The following is a 21238-nucleotide window of genomic DNA, read 5'->3' as shown; positions in this document are numbered from 1 at the left end:
GATTTCCTCTCTTGAGAACAAGAGCATCTAGCAAAGTTGATAGGGCTTATTCTTCGCTGTCGCTTAAGTAGAAGAAACCTTGATTGATGAGTTTCAATAGTAAGGCTTGAACTTCTTCATGCTGACATATTTCAGTTGCTTCATCGGCGTTTAAGCTGACGTTATCGCTCAACTGTGCGATAACGTCCACAGGTGTTTGGGGCAATTCGTGCACATCACCATTGATGAATAATCGCGGCGTGGCATCATTTTCAAGGCGCAATACTTTCAAACCACCGATACGGCTGACGCCAGCGCCTTGGGCGAAGGCATCTTGCAAATCTTCAATGCTGTAAGCTTCTTCGCCTTCACACAAATCAAGCTCGAAACGGTTTTGACTAAGCAACTTGCCCAACACGATTTGATAACTATTAGGATCTTGGCTCAGCTGACTCAAGAGTGACATTATGCCCACTTGATGGTCTTGGCTGACGATACCCGCTGAACTCGGTTCAGTTTGCGACGTGAAACGCTGCTGACCTAAGTTATTGTCGAGCAGATAATCGGCGACTTCACTGATCAGTTCTTGCTGGCTTGGTGCACGAAAACCAATTGAGTAACTCATTGCCACTGTTAGGGTTTCGCCGCAATGTGGGAAACCTGGTGGAATATAAAGCATGTCACCTTTTTCTAACACCACATCGATAATTGGGGTGAAGTCTTCTACCAGCGGCGAGTTGGGATTGCCACCACGGCGTTGTTGCGGGGTATTGTCACCCACAGTCCAGCGACGTTCACCTTCACCTTGAATGATAAACACATCGTAGTTATCAACGTGCGGGCCCACACCGCCACTTGGCGTCGCAAATGAGGCCATCAAGTCATCGAAACGCCAGTCAGGTAAAAAGCGTAGCGCTTCAACTAATGGCTGCGAATCAGGATACCAATGGTTGACCGCTTGCACTAGTAACTGCCAATGGGTTTCGCCATAGCTGTCGTAATCTTCAAACGGGCCTTGAACCACTTCCCAGTTATCATCTTTGGTGACGACAATACGCGAAGAGATTTCTTCTTCACAGGCAAGGCCTGCTAGTTCATCGGCACTGATCGGATCTTCAAACTGCGGAAACGCTTTTTTGATCAGCAGGGGTTTCTTTTGCCAGTATTCACTAAGAAATTGGGCGATATCGAGATTGAGTGTATACATAGTGTTAAAAAAGGCGACCATATCGAGATGATGTGGGTCGCCTTAATCCTCATTTTTGTTTATGAAAGAGTATTGTCCATCGCCAATTTCAGTTAATAACTAAGTTTATTTAATAACTAAGTTTAGTTAAAAACTTACTTCAGTTCGTCGACAAATGTCTCGGCGCGACCAATGTAATTGGCGGGCGTCATTTTCTTCAGTTCAGCTTTCACTGAGTCTGGTAATTCAAGTCCGTCAATAAACACTGACAGTTGCTGCGCGTCGATACGTTTACCGCGCGTCAGTTCTTTTAATTTTTCGTATGGTTTTTCAATGCCATAACGACGCATCACAGTTTGTACTGGTTCTGCTAACACTTCCCAGTTGTGATCGAGTTCATCACGCAGATGCGCTTCGTTAACTTCTAACTTGCTGATGCCTTTTAAGGTCGCTTGATACGCGATCAACGCATGGGCAATACCTACGCCTAAGTTACGCAGTACAGTCGAGTCAGTTAAGTCACGTTGCCATCTTGATAACGGCAGCTTAGACGCTAAATGTTGCATCAGGGCGTTAGCGATACCTAAGTTACCTTCAGAGTTTTCAAAATCGATTGGGTTAACTTTGTGCGGCATAGTCGATGAACCGATTTCACCGGCGATAGTGCGTTGCTTGAAATGGCCTAGGGCGATGTAACCCCAAATATCACGGTCAAAGTCAATCAGTACAGTATTGAAACGGGCAACCGCATCAAACAGTTCGGCAATATAATCGTGTGGTTCGATTTGCGTCGTGTAGGCGTTCCAGTGCAGGCCAAGGCTAGTCACAAAACGCTCTGACAGTTCATGCCAGTTAACTTCAGGGTAGGCTGACAGGTGAGCATTGTAGTTACCTACGGCACCGTTCAGTTTGCCCATGATTTCAACATTGGCGATTTGTTTGATTTGACGCTCAAGACGCATCGCTACGTTCGCCATCTCTTTGCCTAGCGTAGATGGTGAAGCCGGTTGGCCATGGGTACGTGACATTAATGGCACAGAGCGATATTCAATCGCCAGCTTTTTAATCGCAGTCAGCAACTCGTTGCAGTAGGGCAGTAATACTTGCTCACGGGCTTCAGTCAACATTAAACCGTGGCTTAAGTTGTTGATATCTTCAGAAGTACAGGCAAAGTGAACAAACTCACCTACAGCGGCTAACTCGGCATTGCCCGCGATTTTTTCTTTGATAAAGTATTCAACCGCTTTCACATCATGGTTAGTGGTGCTTTCGATAGCCTTAACACGCAGCGCATCTTGTTCGTTGAAATTGTCTTTAATGCCATCGAGCACAGCGATAGCTGACGCGCTCAATGTTGGCACTTCGCTAATGTCTGGGCAGTCGGCTAACAGTTTTAGCCAATTGATTTCAACCTGAACACGGTACTTGGTAAGACCGAACTCGCTGAAAATCCCTCTCAATGACGCGGTTTTACTACCATAACGACCGTCTACCGGAGAGATAGCAGTTAGTGCGGAAAGATCCATGTGAAGCTCCTTGATGAACGCTAATTTTATTATAGGGTAAGACTTTTCTTGGCTGTATCGACTATGGCTTTGCGGGCGAAGACTAAGTGTCGACGCTTACCGCCTAGTTGGCGCCACAGTACAGCGCTGCGCATGGCTGCAAGCAGTAGAGCGCGAATTTTTTGTTGTATGATAGGGCGTTGCAAACACACTGGATTACCAGAGATTTGGATTTTCGGCCCTAAATTACTGATGATGTCACTGTAAATGCTGGCAAGATTGGCAATCACTTGCTCATCTGTGATCGCAAAATGATGTAGCTGGCGATTCACTTGATTAATGCGCTCGGCCAACATGCCTAAACCGCTGTTAGAGCGAACTAATTTTCGCTCTAACGCCAACACGCCAACTAAATAGCGGGTGATTTCAACATCTTTTTGACTGCTGTCACCGAGCTGATTCAAAATCAGCTTATAGCCTTTTTGCAATACAATTTTGTCTTGGTAGACATCGGCAGTATTGTCAGGCTTGGTGACGAGAATGGTGTTTAAGCTCGCCGCGAGCTCGGCATTATCTAATTCGCCATGGCGGGCTAAATGTTGAACTTGGGCAATGGCTTGCAGTATGCCCGCAAACGCCATGGTCCGATTAACTAATTGCTCGTTCACGCTTTATCCTCGGATCAATTGATCTATGATGCCGCCACCTAAGCAGACTTCACCATCATAAAATACCGCAGACTGTCCTGGCGTCACCGCCGCAACAGGTTCATCGAAGACCACGCGTAAGGTGTGTTCATCTGTGTAGGTCAAAGTACAAGGCACATCTTGTTGGCGATAACGGGTTTTCACAACGATATGACAGCCATCGACAGGTCCGGTTCTATCCACCCAATGCAGTTGGTTAACTGTCATGCCGGTCGACATCAAACGAGGATGGTGTCCGCCTTGACCTACGATCAATACATTACGCTCAAGATCTTTATCGACGACATACCAAGGATCGTCATTGCTGTTTTTCATACCGCCAATGCCTAGGCCTTTTCGCTGGCCTAAGGTGTGGTACATCAGCCCTTGGTGTGTGCCTATGATTTCGCCTTCTGGGGTTTCGATATTGCCAGGCTGCGCCGGTAAATAAGTGCCCAGGAATTCAGTGAACTTGCGCTCACCGATAAAGCAGATGCCGGTGCTGTCTTTTTTATCATGGGTGATTAGGCCCATTTCTTTTGCGATTTCACGTACTTCATGTTTTTCCAATTCACCGACAGGGAATAGACTTCGAGCCACTTGCTCGTGGCTAAGGGTGTAGAGGAAATAACTTTGATCTTTATTGCCATCGACGCCACGGAGCATTTGTGTGCTGCCATCGCTATTATCGCGGCGGCGCACATAGTGGCCCATGGCGATGTAATCGGCGTCGAGGATTTCGTCGGCAAATTCTAAAAATGCCTTAAATTTGATTTCTTTGTTGCACATGATATCGGGATTTGGCGTGCGGCCGGCTTTGTATTCGGCGAGGAAATACTCAAATACATTGTCCCAATATTCGGCAGCAAAGTTAACTGTGTGTAGCTTGATCCCGAGCTTGTCGCATACGGCTTGGGCATCTTTTAAATCTTCTGCGGCAGCGCAGTACTCGTTGTTGTCATCTTCTTCCCAGTTCTTCATGAAAAGGCCTTCAACCTGATAGCCTTGCTGCATAAGCAAATAAGCTGAAACAGATGAATCTACACCGCCGGACATGCCGACAATGACTTTTTTTCCTGTATGAGTGGGTTCGATTGATGTCATAGATCCTAAAAACCATTGAGTATGTGTGTTGGCTAGGTTGTTGACGTTAAGCCGCGACATTGAGCGCGTAACAAAAAGTGCCTAACCTAGCTTAAAAAATATGGGCTAGCGTTAAATCCAAGCTAACTTAAGAGCTAACTTAAGAGCTAACTTAAAAATTTGGGTGTAGTGCGAGCTAACAGTAAAACTCGTATTTACGGCCTACTGTACAGTCTATTATTTTGCCACGTAGAGGCCGCTAGGCACTAGCACATGCATAAGTTTAACAAGCCGTTTATGCGGGGCGGTATTCTATCACGCCTTACTCGCTTGGGCTATCGTGAGGCGGTCACTATTGAGTAAGGAGAGGGGATAAGTTTGGCCCTGTTGTGCGTTATTAAGGTAGTCTTTTAGGCAATCGAGCACTAAGGGGCTGCGCAGTAAAGATGACTTAGCTTCTATCTGTGCAAAACTCAGCCAGTGTGCACTGTGGATAGCCTTGTCCTGCGGCGCAAGTGAGGGCATATCATCTAACTGTACGAAGAAGGTAAAGCGCACAAAGGCTAAGTCTTCACTGGCGCTAAATTGATAGATGCCGACGAGTCCTTGGGGGTTAAGTGATAACCCCGTTTCCTCAAATACTTCGCGCTTACAGGCTTGGATTAAGCTTTCATTTGCTTCTAAGTGACCCGCTGGCTGATTAAAGCGCTGCTCGCCATCAATCCACTCTTCTACCATCAGATATTTGTCCTGTGAAGTCGCATGAATAATACAAGCGACGGTCACATTGGGTTTATATCGTTGACTCATGGTGTCTCCTTTGAGTGGACATGGTGCCACTTTTTAGTGGCGTTGAGCGTGGAAACTTTGCTGAAAGTTAGACTTCATCACCGAGGCGGATGCATTTATGCTCGCCCGATGGCAAATTATCTAGACTCCATTGGCCTATTTTATAACGGATTAATCTTAAGGTCGGAAAACCGATATGCGCTGTCATGCGTCTGACTTGGCGGTTACGGCCTTCATGAATTTGGATTTCTAACCAAGTTGTTGGGATATTTTTGCGTTCTCTCACCGGCGGATTACGTGGCCAAATATCGGGTGAATCCATGATTTTGACTTTAGCTGGTAGCGTCATACCATCATTTAATTCAACACCTTGGCGCAGTTTCGTCAGTGCATCTTCCGTCGGCACGCCTTCTACTTGCACCCAATAGGTTTTAAAGGTTTTCTTTTTCGGTTCTGTCAGTCTTGCCTGTAATTGACCGTCATTGGTCAGCAACAACAAGCCCTCACTGTCTCTATCTAAGCGGCCTGCGGCATACACGTCAGCAATGGGGATATAGTCTTTTAGGGTTTTGCGACCTTGTTCATCGGTAAACTGGCAAAGTACATCAAAAGGCTTATTAAACAGCACGATAATCGGTGCGAGCGTTTGGCTCTGCACCGGTTTTGCCGCTGCAATTGCGCGTCGATTAGGATTTTTAAAGGGTTCTTTCTTTAAACTGCCATTGGCATTACGTGCTGGCGCCACTTTGCTATCTACGGCAGTAGCGCGGTTGACTGGGCCTCTGCTCGCGGGCTTAGCGGGTTTAATCGTGCTCTTGGCTGGGGAACTAGTACTGGAATTGGCACGTTTAGGTGAAAATTTGTTTTTGTTCATACTTTTGCTAACAGGAGGTTGAGACACGCTTACCTGACTTGATTGAGTCGTTAATGTGGTCATAGTGTACTTGGCATTCGCCGTTAGTGGAATTTGAATATTATTGCGAATGCTCTATGATGTCGGCCAGAAAATGTGATCTGTGCCTAAATGTTTATTAGGTTTTAATGAGTCGTTGTAACAAATTTTAGCTTGCGCGCAAAGGCAGAAGGGCATTGATAATTTGAAAGGTTAAGGCGGATTCGATTGCCTTGATTGATATTTTCACTGTGCTCAGATTTGTTCGCCATGCTATAAAATTATTATAAAAAATATTAAATTTTACAATAATGTAGGATGTAACATGAAAGATAACTCATCAACAATTATTTACACTGAAACAGACGAAGCGCCAGCACTGGCCACCCTCTCACTCTTACCTATTATCAGAACGTTTACCGACGCCGCGGGCATTGCGGTTGAAACCCGTGATATCTCGTTATCGGGCCGTATTATTGCCAGTTTCCCTGAGCAACTGACCGAAGCACAAAAGATTGGCGATCATCTGACTGAGCTTGGCGAGTTAGCGAATCAGCCAGAAGCGAACATCATCAAGTTACCGAATATCAGTGCTTCGATTCCACAATTAAAAGCCTGTATCCTTGAACTGCAGCAAAAAGGTTACGACATCCCTCACTATCCGGATGAGCCAAAAACCGACGCTGAAAAGTCAATTAAAACACGTTACGACAAGATTAAAGGCAGTGCGGTAAACCCAGTACTACGTGAAGGTAACTCAGATCGCCGTGCCCCATTATCGGTGAAAAACTTCGCCAAGAAAAATCCGCATTCAATGGGTAAATGGGCTACAGATTCTAAGTCTCACGTTGCTCACATGACCGACGGCGATTTTTACGGCAGCGAGCAGTCAGTGACTTTATCTGATGCGGGCAGCGTGAATATCGTGCTGACGCAAAAAGATGGCCAAGAAGTGGTGCTCAAGTCCGGTCTTAAGCTGCTGGCTGGCGAAATTATCGATGCTGCGGTATTGAGTAAAAAAGCCTTAGTGAGCTTCTATGAGCGTGAAATCGAAAACGCCAAAGCAGATGATGTGCTGTTATCGCTGCATCTGAAAGCCACTATGATGAAAGTGTCTGATCCTATTATGTTTGGTCACGCTGTGAAGGTATTCTTCAAGCCAGTATTTGACAAGCATGCGGCGCTTTTCGCTGAATTAGGTGTAGATGTTAACAACGGTTTTGGTGATGTTTATGCCAAGATCGCGACATTACCTGCCGATAGCCGCGCCGAAGTCGAAGCCGATATCGCCGCAGTTTACGCTGCACGTCCCGCATTGGCTATGGTTGATTCTGACAAAGGTATCACCAACTTACACGTGCCAAGCGACATCATTATCGATGCGTCTATGCCTGCTGCGATTCGTTCATCTGGCCAAATGTGGGGACCAGATGGTCAACTGCATGACACTAAAGCTATGATCCCAGATCGTTGCTATGCCGGTATCTACCAAGAAACGATTGCCTTCTGTAAAGAGCACGGCGCTTTTGATCCTAAAACCATGGGCAGCGTGCCAAACGTGGGCTTGATGGCGCAAAAAGCGGAAGAGTACGGCAGCCACGATAAGACCTTTGAAATGCCAGCTGACGGTGTGGTCAACGTTGTCGATGCCAGCGGTAAGGTATTGATGAGCCACAATGTGGAAGCGGGCGATATCTGGAGAATGTGCCAAGTTAAAGACGCACCTATCCGTGATTGGGTAAAACTGGCCGTGCGCCGTGCCCGTTTAAGCAATACTCCTGCGGTATTCTGGTTAGATAGCAAACGTGCCCACGATGCGCAAATCATTGCAAAAGTGCAGCAGTATCTGCCAGAACATGACACTGATGGCTTAGATATCAGCATCATGTCTCCAGAAGACGCGACGCGTTTGTCTTTGGCTCGCATCAAAGAAGGTAAGGATACGATTTCAGTTACGGGTAACGTTTTACGTGACTACCTGACTGACTTGTTCCCCATCCTAGAGCTAGGCACCAGTGCCAAAATGCTGTCAATCGTTCCATTAATGAACGGCGGCGGTCTATTTGAAACAGGTGCGGGCGGTAGTGCGCCTAAGCACGTGCAACAGCTTGAGAAAGAAGGTCACTTACGTTGGGATTCACTCGGTGAATTCTTGGCTCTGGCGGCGTCTCTTGAGCATTTAAGCCAAACTGTCGGTAATCCAAAAGCCCAAGTGTTAGCTGATACCTTAGATCAAGCCATTGGCCAATTCTTAGATAGCAACAAATCGCCATCAAGAAGAGTTGGTGAACTGGATAACCGTGGCAGCCATTTCTACTTAGCCATGTACTGGGCACAAGCCTTAGCGGCGCAAACGAAAGATGAGCAACTACAAGCTCACTTTATTCCGTTAGCGCATGCACTGGCGACGAATGAGCAAGTCATCGTCGCTGAGTTAAACAATGCACAAGGTGCACCAGTCGATTTAGGTGGTTACTACCGTTTAGATGCGGCTAAGGCTGAAAAAGCTATGCGTCCAAGCGAGACGTTGAACAAGCTGTTGATTGCTTAATCTCGTTCGTTTAACTTTTGGATGGCATGCGCGTCAGTGTGGGCTATCAAAGTTGATGTAAGGTTGTAAGTCATTAGACTGATTTTAAAGAGGGATCTGCATAGCAGATCCCTTTTTTATGCCCTAAATTTGCTGTCGAGACTGGTGATGAAATCTTTTTGTGGGGATGCAATGGGCGAGGTGTGGCGATTGATCTTGAATTAAATTCATGCGTAATGCTGACAAGCGATGGAGCATTAAGTGGTGAGGATTAATAAAACACGCAGCAATAAAAAGGCAGGGACAAGTCCCTGCCTTTTAGATCATTGGCCTCACCAAACGTTATTTTGTTGGTGAAATGGCTGAAGCGTGCATCCCTTTTGGACCGGCTTCTACTTCAAATTGAACGGGTTGGCCTGCTTTTAGAGTTCGATAGCCTTCCATTTCAATGGTAGAATAGTGTGCAAAAACGTCCTCACCACCTTGATCAGGGCAAATAAACCCGAATCCTTTGGCGTTGTTGAACCATTTAACAGTTCCGCTTGCCATACTTCCACTTCCTTCTGTTGTCTACTTACCAGTAAGATAGTAAAACCTGTATAGACGGGTATTCGTTCACCGTCTGCACAACAGAATGTAAGGAGTAAAAGCGGAAGTCAAGCTAAAATTAACAAAGGGGTAACAACTGATTAATTTGAACGGATCAATTGGAAGAGGCCAACACGAGAGGCTAGTATTAAAAAATGGCAAAGATAGGAAATATTGAACACGTTGAAGAACGTGTCGAATCAGAGTTAATGCCGCCTTCGATGTACAAGGTGGTACTCAATAATGATGATTACACCCCAATGGATTTTGTGATTGAAGTTTTGCAGGTTTTCTTTCGCAAGAACGAGCAGGAAGCGACCGATATCATGTTGACTATCCATCACCAAGGAAAAGGTATTTGCGGTATTTTCCCGTTTGGAATTGCAGAAACCAAGGTGATACAAGTAAATCAATTTGCAAGACAAAACCAACATCCGTTACTGTGTTCGTTAGAGAAAGCATAAAACCGCTTTACTCTGTAGTCTGTTGTTAATTTTGGGGGTGCTTATGCTGAACAAAGACCTGGAAGTCACCTTAAATCTGGCGTTTCAGCAAGCCAGAGACGCGCGTCACGAGTATATGACAGTGGAACATCTGTTATTAGCTCTGATCGACAATCCTGCGGCTCAAGAAGCGTTAATCGCCTGTGGAGCGAATCTAGATAAACTCAGAGATGAAGTGGCAAGCTTTATCCAACAAACAACCCCAATCATTGCCGATATTGATGATGACAAAGAAACTCAGCCGACGCTGGGGTTCCAACGAGTGCTGCAACGTGCAGTATTCCATGTGCAGTCATCGGGTCGCAATGAAGTGAACGGCGCTAACGTGTTAGTCGCCATTTTCAGTGAGCAAGAATCCCAAGCCGTGTATTTACTGCGCCGCTGCGATATTAGTCGCCTAGACGTTGTGAATTTTATTTCCCATGGTTTCGCCAAAAATGATGATGCTGAGTCACATCAAGATCAAGAACGGGTTGAAGATCAGGGCGAAAGCAGCGAAGAGCGCAGCATGTTGTCGCAATTTGCGTCCAACTTAAATCAACTTGCTAAGCAAGGGATCATCGACCCACTGATTGGTCGCGACCAAGAAATCGAGCGCGCGATTCAAACCCTGTGCCGTCGCCGTAAAAATAATCCACTGTTAGTGGGTGAGGCGGGTGTAGGTAAAACGGCGATTGCCGAAGGGTTGGCGTATCGCATCGTCAATAAACAAGTGCCCGATGTGATGCTTGAAGCCACAGTGTATTCTTTGGATTTAGGTTCACTGCTGGCGGGAACTAAGTATCGCGGCGACTTTGAAAAGCGCTTTAAGAACCTGTTAAAAGAACTGGCGGCTGATAAGCATGCCATCCTATTCATCGATGAGATCCACACCATCATCGGTGCGGGCGCGGCCTCTGGCGGCGTAATGGATGCCTCTAATCTGCTGAAACCTTTGCTATCTAGCGGTAACTTGCGCTGCATGGGCTCGACAACTTTCCAAGAATATCAAAGTATTTTTGAGAAAGACCGCGCACTTGCACGTCGTTTCCAAAAGGTGGATATCAATGAGCCTTCAGTGGAAGAAACCACTAAAATTTTGATGGGGCTTAAGTCTAAATACGAAGAATATCATGGAGTTCGTTATACACAGGCTGCGATCAGCAGCGCTGCGGTATTGTCGGCCAAGCACATCAATGACAGACATTTACCCGATAAAGCCATCGATGTGATCGATGAAGCGGGGGCGCGTATGGTGATGTTGCCTATGAGCAAACGTAAAAAGACTATAGGCCAAGCCGAGATTGAGTCGATAGTGGCGAAAATGGCGCGTATCCCTGAGAAGTCGGTATCCGCCACTGATAAGGACTTACTGCGTAATCTTGAGCGTAACCTTAAGATGGTGGTCTTTGGCCAAGACAAGGCCATTGAGAGTCTGAGTTCGGCCATTCGCTTATCGCGCAGTGGCTTAGGCACAGACAGGAAACCTGTGGGTAGCTTCTTATTCGCGGGTCCCACCGGTGTGGGTAAAACCGAAGTCACTAACCAACTGGCCAACTGTTTAGGGATGAAACTGGTGCGCTTTGACATGTCAGAGTACATGGAAAGCCACACAGTTTCTCGCTTGATTGGTGCGCCTCCTGGATATGTGGGTTATGACCAAGGTGGCTTGCTCACCGATGCTGTGATTAAAAACCCACACTGTGTGGTGCTATTGGATGAAATAGAGAAGGCCCACCGCGATGTGTATAACTTGCTGTTGCAGGTGATGGATCACGGTACTTTGACCGATAATAATGGTCGTAAGGCGGACTTCAGACACGTGACTTTGGTGATGACGACCAACGCGGGTGTTCAGGAGACTATTCGTAAGTCGATTGGCTTTACCCAACAAGATCACACCCAAGATGCGTTATCTGAAATTAATCGGGTATTTTCACCAGAATTTCGAAATCGTCTCGATTCCATCATTTGGTTCAACCATTTGGATATGACGATTATCGCCAAAGTGGTCGATAAATTCTTGGTGGAATTGCAGGCTCAATTGGATGCAAAACACGTTACTTTGGAAGTCAGCGACGAAGCCAGAACCTTGTTGGCCGAGAAAGGCTACGACAAGAACATGGGCGCGCGTCCAATGGCTCGGGTCGTGACCGAATTGATCAAACGTCCATTGGCAGACGAGATCTTATTTGGTGTCTTAGAGTCAGGCGGTGTGGCGCATGTGGATGTGAAGGAGGGCGAGCTTGTCATTCGTACCGAACGTCACGAAAAAGCGACAACAAAAGCTTAACGCTTGATTATCCATTAGTTTTAGACATAAAAATGGCTGCAATTGCAGCCATTTTTTTCATCTTTCGCAAACAAAAAAACCCGGCCTTGCCGGGTTTTTAAATCTAAGAGGCTATATCAGCGTGCGCGGAAGACAATGCGACCTTTGGTCAGATCATAAGGAGTCAGCTGGACGGTAACTTTATCGCCAGTAAGGATCCGGATGTAGTTTTTGCGCATTTTGCCTGAAATGTGGGCTATCACCACATGACCATTTTCAAGCTCTACACGAAACATTGTGTTTGGCAAGGTTTCAAGGATAGTGCCTTGCATTTCAATGTTGTCTTCTTTCGCCATTAATTAATTATCCCATTAGCCTTCGAATATAAAAAACGGGCGTATCATGCCCCAAATTCACCCTGCTGTAAAGGGGAAGTACTTAGCAAACTTGGGAATACTCCCAGCCCGTCGGTGTGAGAATTTGATATGGGCGATATAAACGCTTGTAGGACATCTTACGGTTTTCATCTATTTGATATCCGAGATAAACAAATTCTTTGTCCATGAGTTTTGCCAATCGGCACTGAATTAAAATTAACAGGGCGCCGAGGGAACGCTGTTCTTCGTCGGGGTCAAAATAGCTGTAAATCGCCGACAGACTATTGGGTAAGGTATCTGTGACCGCGACGGCTAATAATTTATCGCCGTTATAGACCTCGATAAACGTCGGCGGCAACCAATGGCAAAAAAGAAAGTGATTATATTGATCTTCACTCGGGGGAAACATAGGGCCGTCAAAATGCCGCTCACGAATGTAATGTTCATACAGGGCATATTGTTCGGCGGTTTGCTCCGATGTAATTCGCCAGGTCAGATCTTGGTTTTTTGCTAAGGTCCGTTTTTGGCGCTTCGATGGCACAAATTCATGCGCTGGCACACGAATAGGCTGGCACGCGCTGCACCTTGGGCAACGGGGTTTATAGATGGAGCCGCCACTGCGGCGAAAACCCACCGCGAGTAAACGCTCAAATAAAATGGGATCGAGCGTATCTTCTTGGATGACTAGTAGCTGCTCCTGCTGGCCATCGAGGTAGCTGCAGGGAAATATTTGACTGATACCGATAGCAATCGATGCTTTACTCGAGTTCAAGGATGACCTCTTTAGTGGTCCAAGTCGCTGGGTCCACGGGATTGTTTCTCAGTTCGCTCAGTAACGTTATAAAATCAATGCGTTTAATGGCTTTGGCTCCCAAACTTTCTAGGTGAGGATTCATCACTTGTGCATCGATGAGTTTGAATCCCATTTTGAGTAAATGCTGTTGCAGCGCTGCAACTGCGGCCTTGGACGCATTAGTTTTACGGTGAAACATGGATTCGCCGCAAAACACTTGGCCGATTGCTAAGCCGTAAAGCCCACCGATTAAACGTTCACCTTCCCAGACTTCAATGGAATGGGCGTGACCTGTGTGATGCAGTTCGCGATAGGCCATTTGAATTTCTTGGGTGATCCAAGTGCCGCTCTGTTTTTCTCTTGGCAGCGCGCATCCCGCCATTACATCGGTGAAAGCGTGATTGATTGTGATCCGCCAAGGTTGTTTTTTTAAGTATTTCCGCAAACTTGTGCTGATGTGTGCGTCACCGGGAATAAACACAGCGCGGGGATCGGGCGACCACCACAAAATAGGATCATCTGAGTTAAACCAAGGAAAAATACCGTTGTAGTAAGCCGAGAGTAAGCGTTCAGGACGTAAGTCGCCGCCGATAGCCAATAACCCATTAGGATCGGTTAAGGCGAGTTCGGGCGAAGGAAAAGCTTCAAATTCGTGATTCAGAAAAGACAGTGACTTCACAATTGAGTATGATTTAGTTATAGACCTTATTATTAAGTTAGCGGAAATTCAGATATGTGGAAACCTACTCTAGCAAGCTTTATGTTTATTTTTGCGTTTATCCTCAGCCCCGCGAGTGCGGGTTATGACCGTAATCAAGCCGTGCCTGTCGAGAAAGTGCTCTATGGCGATATCACTTCGGTACGTAATATCACTGAAACCCAGCTGATTGAAGACCGTAATCGAGGTTGGAAAACCTTTGGTGGCGCCTTAGCGGGTGGGGTGATTGGTCATCAGTTTGGTGGCGGTTCTGGCCGTGATGTGGCGACCATTTTAGGTGCCTTGATTGGTGGTGGTATCGGCAATCGTTATGGCAGTGGCACGAGCGTGCAGTCATTGAAGCTGGTGGAATTGATGATCAATCAAGAAGATGGCACCCAAGTTATGGTGATCCAAGACTATGATGCTGGCATGGTATTCAATGCGGGTGACAGAGTACGTGTCGTCTATCTGCAAGGTGGTGTGCGTGTTGATGTCGCGATGTAAGCGACTGTCTTATTTTGATTAAGTCGCCATTTTCAGTAAATGAACATCTTGAGTAAAGGACGGTAATGCAATGACACGGACAGAATTAACCCAATATTTAGCCGATTTTTTACATGTCTCGGCGTTTAAAGATTACGCGCCCAATGGGCTGCAAATAGAAGGCAAGGATGAGATCCACACCATAGTAACGGGCGTGACTGCGTGTCAGGCCTTGATCGATGAAGCGATTCGATTAAACGCCGATGCGATTTTGGTCCATCACGGCTTTTTTTGGAAGAATGAGCCTGAAGTGATCACTGGCATGAAACAACGCAGGATTAAGGCGCTACTCAAGCATGATATTAGTTTGTTTGGCTATCATTTGCCCTTAGATGCCCACCCAATGCTGGGTAATAACGCGACCTTAGGCAGGCAACTTGGGATCGTCGACGCAGAAGCCATCGAAGAGGTGGCTCAGGGGCTGCTGTGGCGTGGAAAACTTGATCTTGCGGTTAGTGCTAGCGAATTTTCTCACACCCTTGAGGATGCATTAGGCAGAGCCCCACTGCACATTGGTGATGGCGATGCCAAGATCCAACATTTAGCTTGGTGTACTGGCGGCGCGCAGGATTATATCGATGTTGCGGCGAGTTTAGGTGTGGATGCGTTTATCAGTGGTGAAGTGTCCGAACGCACGTTCCACAGTGCGGTGGAGCAGGGCATACATTATTTTGCGGCTGGGCACCATGCGACCGAACGTTTTGGGATTCAAGCCTTAGGCCGTCATCTCGCCCGCGAGTTTGATCTCTTGCACCATTTTGTGGATATCACTAATCCGGTCTAATCCATTAATTAAGCGGCTTATGGTGACTATCTAACCGTTTATCCCTAAACGAAAGGCGAGCATGGCTCGCCTTTTTGCTGTGAGTTATGGTGACTTATCAGCACTCAAACTTGTTCCTCTAGCTGATTTAGCAATCAGCTCTTAGCCTTTAGCAGCAGCTAGATCAGCTCCAAAGTGGACAATACAAAGATGCCTAAGGTGCACGTGATTAACGAGCAGACTGTGGTCAGCGCGATAATATTGGCCGCAAGGGGCGCATTGCCACCCATGGCGCGTGCCATCATATAGCTTGCGGCTGCGGTGGGAGCAGAACTCATTAAAAAGACCAGCGCTAACTCAATCCCTCGATAGCCCAACAGCAAGGCCCCAAGCGTGATAAAAAGCGGGGCAAAGATCAGTTTCAATGCGGTCGAGAACCAAGTTGAATGCTTTTCATGTTTGAGTGAACCAATATCGAGCGAACCGCCAGTGCACAGTAACGCTAGTGGCAGGGTCATATTGGCAAAATATTGGCCCGCATCGAGCACCATTTTCGGTATTGGAATAGCAAGTAAATAGAACAACATACCGACCATAATGGCAATGATCAGCGGGTTTTTGGTAATGGTCTTGATAATCACGCCAAATGCGCGTTGGCTGGATTCTTCGCCTTTAGGGCTTAGGCAAATAACCGCTTGAATATTGTAGAGCAGCGTCATCGAGGCGACATAAACCGCAGCTAAAGCAACACCAGAACTGCCGTAGGCGTTGGAAACATAAGCTAAGCCGATAATCGCGGTATTGGCCCTGAATCCCCCTTGAATGATCACGCCTTGGTCTTTGTGCTTTGGAAATAGTCGTCCAGTTGCATAGGTGGATAGTATAAAAAACAGCAGATTGGCCGCTAACCCATAGCCAATTAAGGGCGCACTGGAGGCGAGATCGTGATTGGAGCTAATAATGCTAAGGAACAGTAAGGCTGGCAGCGTCACGTTAAAGACTAATTTTGATGCGACATCAATAAAGTTTTCATTGATGATTTGGGTGCGTTTTAGGATCACACCGAGCGCTAACATCAAACAGATTGGACCCGTAATCGAGGCAGAAAACAGCAACTGCTCAACGATATTTCCCATAACTACTCCTCGAATGATTCACTGAACATTGCGTCGATTTTAGACCTGTCACAGATATGGATATCACACTGCAGCGAATGTCTTGTCGATAGAAATACGAGCATTAACTCGATCTCTGAAACCTGTCACTTAAAGCCGTCACTTAAACCTGTCAGTTAAACTAGTCGCTTAAACCTGTCAGCTAAACCTAGTGGCGTAAACTCAGTCTTTTAAAAGACGAATTGACACTCGGCGCCACGAATTGGCTAACAGTCAAAACCAACAAATAAGGCCACATAAAATGCGGCCTTATTGATTTTTCGAGCGTTATCTAGCGCAGATTACTTAACACGCATACCAGGCTGTGCGCCTTCATGGGGTTCTAAAATCCACAGGTCGCTACCACCAGGGCCAGCGGCCAACACCATGCCTTCGGACATGCCAAAACGCATCTTACGTGGCGCTAAGTTCGCCACCATCACCGTCAACTTGCCTTCGAGATCTTCTGGCGAATAAGCCGATTTGATCCCGGCAAACACTTGGCGTGTTTCACCACCGATGTCGAGTTGTAACTTGAGTAATTTGTCAGCGTCAGCAACATGTTCAGCTTTAACGATGCGAGCGATACGCAGGTCGATTTTAGCAAAATCATCAAAGTTGATGGTCTCACTGATAGGATCGTTAACCAGCGGCTCACTACTCACCGATGAAGCTTTAGCGGTTTTTTCAGGCGCAGCCGTCTTTGGCGCATCGGCCGTGACTTGCAGGTTATCCTTGGAATCAGCAACCATGGCATTGACTTTATCCAGCTCAACACGTTGCATCATTGCCTTGAATGGGGCGATTTCATGACCCGCTAAATCTTGGCTCAATGCATCCCAAGTGAGTGGCAATTGGAAGAAGGCTTCTACATCTTGGGCTAAACGTGGCAATACAGGTTTTAGATACGTCACGAGAATACGGAACAGATTCAAGGCGTTTGAACACACTTGATGGGCTGCTTCCTGTTGATCGTCATGTTTAACCATTTGCCAAGGCGCAGCATCGGCTACAAACCCGTTGGCGATGTCCGCTAATGCCATGATTTCACGCATCGCTTTGCCGTATTCGCGCGACTCGTAAAAATCGGCAATCACGTCTTGCTTGGCTAAAAACGCCTCAGTCAGGGTGGTGTCGTTAATTTTCGCGAGCTTGCCATCGAAGCGTTTAGTGATAAAACCTGCGGTGCGCGAGGCTAAGTTCACTAGTTTACCGACTAAATCTGAGTTCACGCGCTGGGCGAAATCTTCCAGATTTAAATCTAAATCGTCGATACGGCTGCTGAGTTTGGCGGCGTAGTAGTAACGTAAATATTCAGGATCTAAATGATCTAAATAGGTACGCGCCTTAATGAACGTACCTTTCGATTTAGACATCTTCGCGCCATTGACCGTCACATAACCGTGGGCATAGACGCTGTTTGGCTGACGATAACCTGAGCCGTGCAGCATGGCTGGCCAGAAGAGGCTATGGAAGTAGACTATGTCTTTACCGATGAAGTGATAAACCTCAGCAGTAGAATCTTTACCCCAGAACTCATCGAAGCTCAGCTCAGGACGTTTTGCACACAGGTTTTTGAATGAACCCATGTAGCCGATAGGCGCATCTAACCACACATAGAAATACTTGCCCGGTGCATCAGGAATTTCGAAACCAAAATACGGTGCATCACGGGTGATATCCCATTGCTGCAGACCTTGCTCAAACCATTCGTCGAGTTTATTGGCCATTTCGACTTGTAGGGCGCCAGAGCGAGTCCACTCTTTTAGCATGCCTTCGAAGGCGGGCAGGTCGAAGAAAAAGTGCTCAGTGTCTTTCATCACTGGCGTTGCACCCGATACCGCTGATTTTGGATTGATCAGTTCAGTTGGGCTGTAAGTCGCGCCGCAAGAATCACAGTTATCGCCATATTGATCAGGTGACTTACATTTAGGGCAAGTGCCTTTTACGAAGCGGTCGGGCAGGAACATGGATTTTTCAGGATCGAATAACTGAGAAATGCTCTTGCTCTTGATATAGCCGTTGTCCCTTAGCTTGAGATAAATATCGCTCGCCATGAGACGGTTTTCTTCGCTATGGGTGCTGTGATAGTTATCGAAAGCGACATTAAAATCGGCAAAATCCTGCTGATGTTCTTTGTTAACTTGGGCGATCATATCTTCAGGCGCTATGCCTAATTGCTGGGCTTTAAGCATGATCGGCGTGCCATGGGCATCATCGGCACAAATATAGTGGCACTCATGTCCACGAAGCTTTTGATAACGCGACCAGATATCTGTCTGGATGTATTCCAACATGTGACCTAAATGTATCGGTCCGTTTGCGTAGGGAAGTGCGCTGGTCACGAGAATTTTACGTTGTGAAGTTGCCATCTTGTCTCAAATATCGTGGTGGGCCAAAAATATTGGTAGAGATACTAACCGATTACAGGATGATTTTCATCAAAAGCTGAGCCGATTGAGCTAAATCTGCGCTAATGTTTTCTGCATTATCTGGTACACTTGGGCAAATTTATTGGTGGGGGTAATTCTTTTGTCTTCAACTCAAACTGATTATCGTCTAAATGACGATCTTCTCGGGCCAGTTCTGGCTATTCTCGATTCATTTATTGACCCATATCTCGCGAAAGGGTTAGTGAGCGCAGGATGCGTAAATAAACTGGCGTTGGAAGGTAAGCGTTTACAGCTTGGCTTAGTCTATCCATACCCTTGCATGACCCAGTATCGCGACACTGTGATGGCGCTGACCAACAAGTTGGCCGTGCTAGATGCTATCGATGAAGTCGAATGTGAAATCGATTTTCAACCAAAAGCCTATTCAGCGTTATCTTCTATCGCACCGATTGCCAATGTGAAGCAAGTGATTGCCGTTGCCTCAGGTAAGGGGGGTGTGGGTAAGTCAACCACAGCGGTGAACTTAGCTTTGGCCCTCGCGGCTGAAGGCGCGCAGGTGGGTATTCTCGATGCGGATATTTACGGCCCGTCAGTGCCTATGATGCTAGGTATTCCTAATTTCAGACCGCTTTCCCCCGATGGCAAGCATATGACCGCCGCCAGTGTCCATGGTATTGCCGCGCAATCGATTGGGTTTATGCTCAGCGGTGATGAAGCCGCGGTTTGGCGTGGCCCAATGGCAGCGGGGGCGCTAGCGCAACTGCTCAATGAAACCCAATGGCCAGAACTGGATTATTTAGTCGTCGATATGCCGCCGGGTACGGGTGATATTCAATTAACTCTGTCGCAAAAAGTGCCAGTGAGTGGTGCTGTTATCGTCACTACACCGCAGGATATCGCGCTGGCGGATGCCAAGAAGGGCATCAATATGTTCCAGAAAGTGAACATTCCTGTGCTGGGTATCGTCGAAAACATGAGTTTCCATTTATGTCCCGAGTGTGGCCATAAAGAACATCCATTTGGAACACACGGTGGCAGTAAAATCGCCGAGCGTTATCAAGTTCCACTGTTAGGCGCCTTGCCGCTGCACATCAATATCCGTGAAGCCATGGATAACGGTGCGCCGACGGTCGTTGCCGAACCAGACAGTGAAGTAGCCGCACTTTATCGGGAAATTGCCCGTAAAGTGGGCGCAGAATTGGCTTTAAAACAAAGCCAGAAAACAGTTTCTATTAGTGTTTCAGATGACGAGTAAGGTTTAAGGGTATGAATTCTCAGCAGTGTGTCATTATTGCAATTGCTGGCGCGTCAGCATCGGGCAAAAGTTTAATTGCCAAAACGATTTTTGACGAATTACGCCGCGATTTAGGCACAGATCAAATTGGGGTAATTAATGAAGACGCGTACTATCGCGATCAGAGTCATTTATCCATGGATGAACGGGTATTAACGAATTACGATCATCCAAAAGCGTTGGACCATCAACTGTTGTGCACCCATTTACAGTTGCTGAAGTCTGGCGAAGCTGTTGATATCCCTTGTTATAGCTACACAGAACACACTCGTACAGCAGAAACTCTCACGATGACACCGAAAAAGGTGATCATTTTAGAAGGTATCTTACTGCTGACCGATCCTAAGTTACGTGCGTTGATGGACGCGAGTGTGTTTATGGACACGCCGCTGGACATTTGTTTCCTACGTCGCTTAACCCGTGACGTGGCAGAACGCGGCCGTACGATGGAATCTGTGATTTCTCAGTACAAGAAAACCGTGCGTCCTATGTTCTTACAGTTTATCGAACCGTCGAAACAATACGCCGATATTATCGTTCCCCGTGGCGGTAAGAATCGTATTGCGACCGATATTTTAAAAACTCGTATCCAACATTTACTGGCAAAATAACGACATAAAAACTCAAGGAGTAATAGGCAAGATGCGCTTAACCGATATCGAAATTGAACAGGCCCTTGATAACGGCACTATCGTAATAGAACCTCGCCCAGGTATAGAAGCTATTTCAGGCGTCAGTGTTGATGTGCGCTTAGGTGGACAGTTTCGCGTCTTTAAAGATCATACTGCGCCTTATATCGACTTGAGTGGTCCAAGCGTCGAGATGCAAGCTGCGCTCGATCGGGTGATGAGTGAAATTATCGAAATCCCTGATGGCGAAGCGTTTTTCCTGCATCCTGGCGAATTGGCCTTGGCGGTGACTTACGAGAGCGTGACGCTGCCCGCCGATATCGTCGGTTGGCTCGATGGTCGTTCATCATTGGCGCGTTTAGGCCTGATGGTGCACGTGACGGCGCACCGTATCGATCCGGGTTGGCAGGGTAAAATAGTGCTCGAGTTCTATAACAGCGGCAAGTTACCTTTGGCCTTGCGTCCACGTATGACCATAGGCGCGCTTAACTTTGAACGCCTCAATCATGCGGTTGCACGTCCTTATAACACCCGTAAAAGTGCCAAGTATAAAGATCAGCAAGAAGCGGTCGCCAGCCGTATCAGTCAGGACTAACACAA

At 46.8% G+C, this 21238-nt stretch carries 20 protein-coding genes; 8 read left to right on the top strand and 12 right to left on the bottom strand.

The annotated features are described in order from the left end of the window. Positions 1 to 46: 46 nt before the first annotated feature. The 6 genes from Q4Q52_RS14480 to rluE all read right to left on the bottom strand — a co-directional run bounded on the left by Q4Q52_RS14480 (position 47) and on the right by rluE (position 6102). Entirely contained in the window at positions 47 to 1186 is a 1140-nt protein-coding gene (locus Q4Q52_RS14480; protein ID WP_259573831.1) for a cupin domain-containing protein, read from the bottom strand. Between the two features lie 134 nt (positions 1187 to 1320). Then, positions 1321 to 2691: an adenylosuccinate lyase gene (gene purB, locus Q4Q52_RS14475; protein ID WP_071939365.1), complete on the bottom strand. Its 1371-nt coding sequence runs from the start codon at positions 2689 to 2691 to the stop codon at positions 1321 to 1323. A 29-nt stretch (positions 2692 to 2720) separates the two neighbouring features. Beyond that, complete coding sequence (gene hflD, locus Q4Q52_RS14470; protein ID WP_259503954.1) at positions 2721 to 3338, bottom strand: high frequency lysogenization protein HflD; 618 nt, start codon at positions 3336 to 3338, stop codon at positions 2721 to 2723. Positions 3339 to 3341: 3 nt separating this feature from the next. Beyond that, the gene (gene mnmA, locus Q4Q52_RS14465) at positions 3342 to 4460 is read right to left on the bottom strand and encodes a tRNA 2-thiouridine(34) synthase MnmA (protein WP_259503955.1); all 1119 of its coding nucleotides are present in this window, start codon (positions 4458 to 4460) and stop codon (positions 3342 to 3344) included. Positions 4461 to 4754: 294 nt separating this feature from the next. Beyond that, positions 4755 to 5249 carry an NUDIX hydrolase gene (locus Q4Q52_RS14460; RefSeq protein WP_311990929.1) on the bottom strand — a complete coding sequence of 165 codons (495 nt, stop codon included), beginning with the start codon at positions 5247 to 5249 and terminating at the stop codon, positions 4755 to 4757. A 67-nt stretch (positions 5250 to 5316) separates the two neighbouring features. Further along, complete coding sequence (gene rluE / locus Q4Q52_RS14455; protein ID WP_311990928.1) at positions 5317 to 6102, bottom strand: 23S rRNA pseudouridine(2457) synthase RluE; 786 nt, start codon at positions 6100 to 6102, stop codon at positions 5317 to 5319. A gap of 343 nt (positions 6103 to 6445) precedes the next feature. On the opposite strand from rluE, the gene Q4Q52_RS14450 reads away from it, so the two are divergent. Continuing rightward, complete coding sequence (locus Q4Q52_RS14450; protein ID WP_311990927.1) at positions 6446 to 8671, top strand: NADP-dependent isocitrate dehydrogenase; 2226 nt, start codon at positions 6446 to 6448, stop codon at positions 8669 to 8671. Between the two features lie 321 nt (positions 8672 to 8992). Here Q4Q52_RS14450 and cspD read toward each other — a convergent pair whose 3' ends face one another. Then, a complete protein-coding gene (gene cspD, locus Q4Q52_RS14445) occupies positions 8993 to 9199 on the bottom strand; it encodes a cold shock domain-containing protein CspD (RefSeq protein WP_006081937.1) in 207 nt (68 codons plus the stop codon). A gap of 194 nt (positions 9200 to 9393) precedes the next feature. Between cspD and clpS the strand changes: the two genes are divergently transcribed. Beyond that, a complete protein-coding gene (gene clpS / locus Q4Q52_RS14440) occupies positions 9394 to 9702 on the top strand; it encodes an ATP-dependent Clp protease adapter ClpS (protein ID WP_006081936.1) in 309 nt (102 codons plus the stop codon). Positions 9703 to 9745: 43 nt separating this feature from the next. Continuing rightward, positions 9746 to 12013 carry an ATP-dependent Clp protease ATP-binding subunit ClpA gene (gene clpA, locus Q4Q52_RS14435; RefSeq protein ID WP_006081935.1) on the top strand — a complete coding sequence of 756 codons (2268 nt, stop codon included), beginning with the start codon at positions 9746 to 9748 and terminating at the stop codon, positions 12011 to 12013. A gap of 116 nt (positions 12014 to 12129) precedes the next feature. On the opposite strand, the gene infA is transcribed toward clpA, so the two are convergent. The 3 genes from infA to aat form a co-directional block, all read right to left on the bottom strand. After that, on the bottom strand, positions 12130 to 12348 hold the full coding sequence (gene infA, locus Q4Q52_RS14430) for a translation initiation factor IF-1 (RefSeq protein ID WP_006081934.1): 219 nt from the start codon (positions 12346 to 12348) through the stop codon (positions 12130 to 12132). Between the two features lie 82 nt (positions 12349 to 12430). Continuing rightward, entirely contained in the window at positions 12431 to 13141 is a 711-nt protein-coding gene (locus Q4Q52_RS14425; RefSeq protein WP_006081933.1) for an arginyltransferase, read from the bottom strand. Continuing rightward, positions 13128 to 13841: a leucyl/phenylalanyl-tRNA--protein transferase gene (gene aat / locus Q4Q52_RS14420; RefSeq protein ID WP_311990926.1), complete on the bottom strand. Its 714-nt coding sequence runs from the start codon at positions 13839 to 13841 to the stop codon at positions 13128 to 13130. The genes Q4Q52_RS14425 and aat overlap by 14 nt, the downstream gene beginning before the upstream one ends. Positions 13842 to 13895: 54 nt before the next feature. Here aat and Q4Q52_RS14415 point away from each other — a divergent pair, with 54 nt between their 5' ends. Continuing rightward, positions 13896 to 14366: a glycine zipper 2TM domain-containing protein gene (locus Q4Q52_RS14415; RefSeq protein WP_311990925.1), complete on the top strand. Its 471-nt coding sequence runs from the start codon at positions 13896 to 13898 to the stop codon at positions 14364 to 14366. 70 nt (positions 14367 to 14436) lie between these two features. Then, a complete protein-coding gene (locus tag Q4Q52_RS14410; RefSeq protein WP_311990924.1) occupies positions 14437 to 15189 on the top strand; it encodes a Nif3-like dinuclear metal center hexameric protein in 753 nt (250 codons plus the stop codon). A 158-nt stretch (positions 15190 to 15347) separates the two neighbouring features. On the opposite strand, the gene Q4Q52_RS14405 is transcribed toward Q4Q52_RS14410, so the two are convergent. Next, on the bottom strand, positions 15348 to 16304 hold the full coding sequence (locus Q4Q52_RS14405; protein ID WP_311990923.1) for an AEC family transporter: 957 nt from the start codon (positions 16302 to 16304) through the stop codon (positions 15348 to 15350). Between the two features lie 320 nt (positions 16305 to 16624). Continuing rightward, positions 16625 to 18694, bottom strand: coding sequence for a methionine--tRNA ligase (metG, locus tag Q4Q52_RS14400; RefSeq protein ID WP_311988818.1), 2070 nt, complete (start codon positions 18692 to 18694; stop codon positions 16625 to 16627). A gap of 160 nt (positions 18695 to 18854) precedes the next feature. Here metG and apbC point away from each other — a divergent pair, with 160 nt between their 5' ends. From apbC to dcd, 3 genes are read left to right on the top strand one after another with little or no spacing between them, the layout of a single operon-like run. Beyond that, positions 18855 to 19970, top strand: a complete 1116-nt coding sequence (gene apbC, locus Q4Q52_RS14395) for an iron-sulfur cluster carrier protein ApbC (RefSeq protein ID WP_311990922.1) — start codon at positions 18855 to 18857, stop codon at positions 19968 to 19970. Positions 19971 to 19981: 11 nt separating this feature from the next. Beyond that, entirely contained in the window at positions 19982 to 20620 is a 639-nt protein-coding gene (gene udk / locus Q4Q52_RS14390) for a uridine kinase (protein ID WP_011846994.1), read from the top strand. 31 nt (positions 20621 to 20651) lie between these two features. Further along, positions 20652 to 21233, top strand: coding sequence for a dCTP deaminase (dcd, locus tag Q4Q52_RS14385; RefSeq protein ID WP_006081925.1), 582 nt, complete (start codon positions 20652 to 20654; stop codon positions 21231 to 21233). Positions 21234 to 21238 lie beyond the last annotated feature (5 nt).

It is taken from the genome of Shewanella sp. SP1S2-4 (assembly GCF_031932075.1).
In the GTDB taxonomy this organism is placed as follows: domain Bacteria; phylum Pseudomonadota; class Gammaproteobacteria; order Enterobacterales; family Shewanellaceae; genus Shewanella; species Shewanella baltica.
Note: the sequence above shows the minus strand (reverse complement) of the source record. Positions and strands in the feature narration are given on the sequence as shown.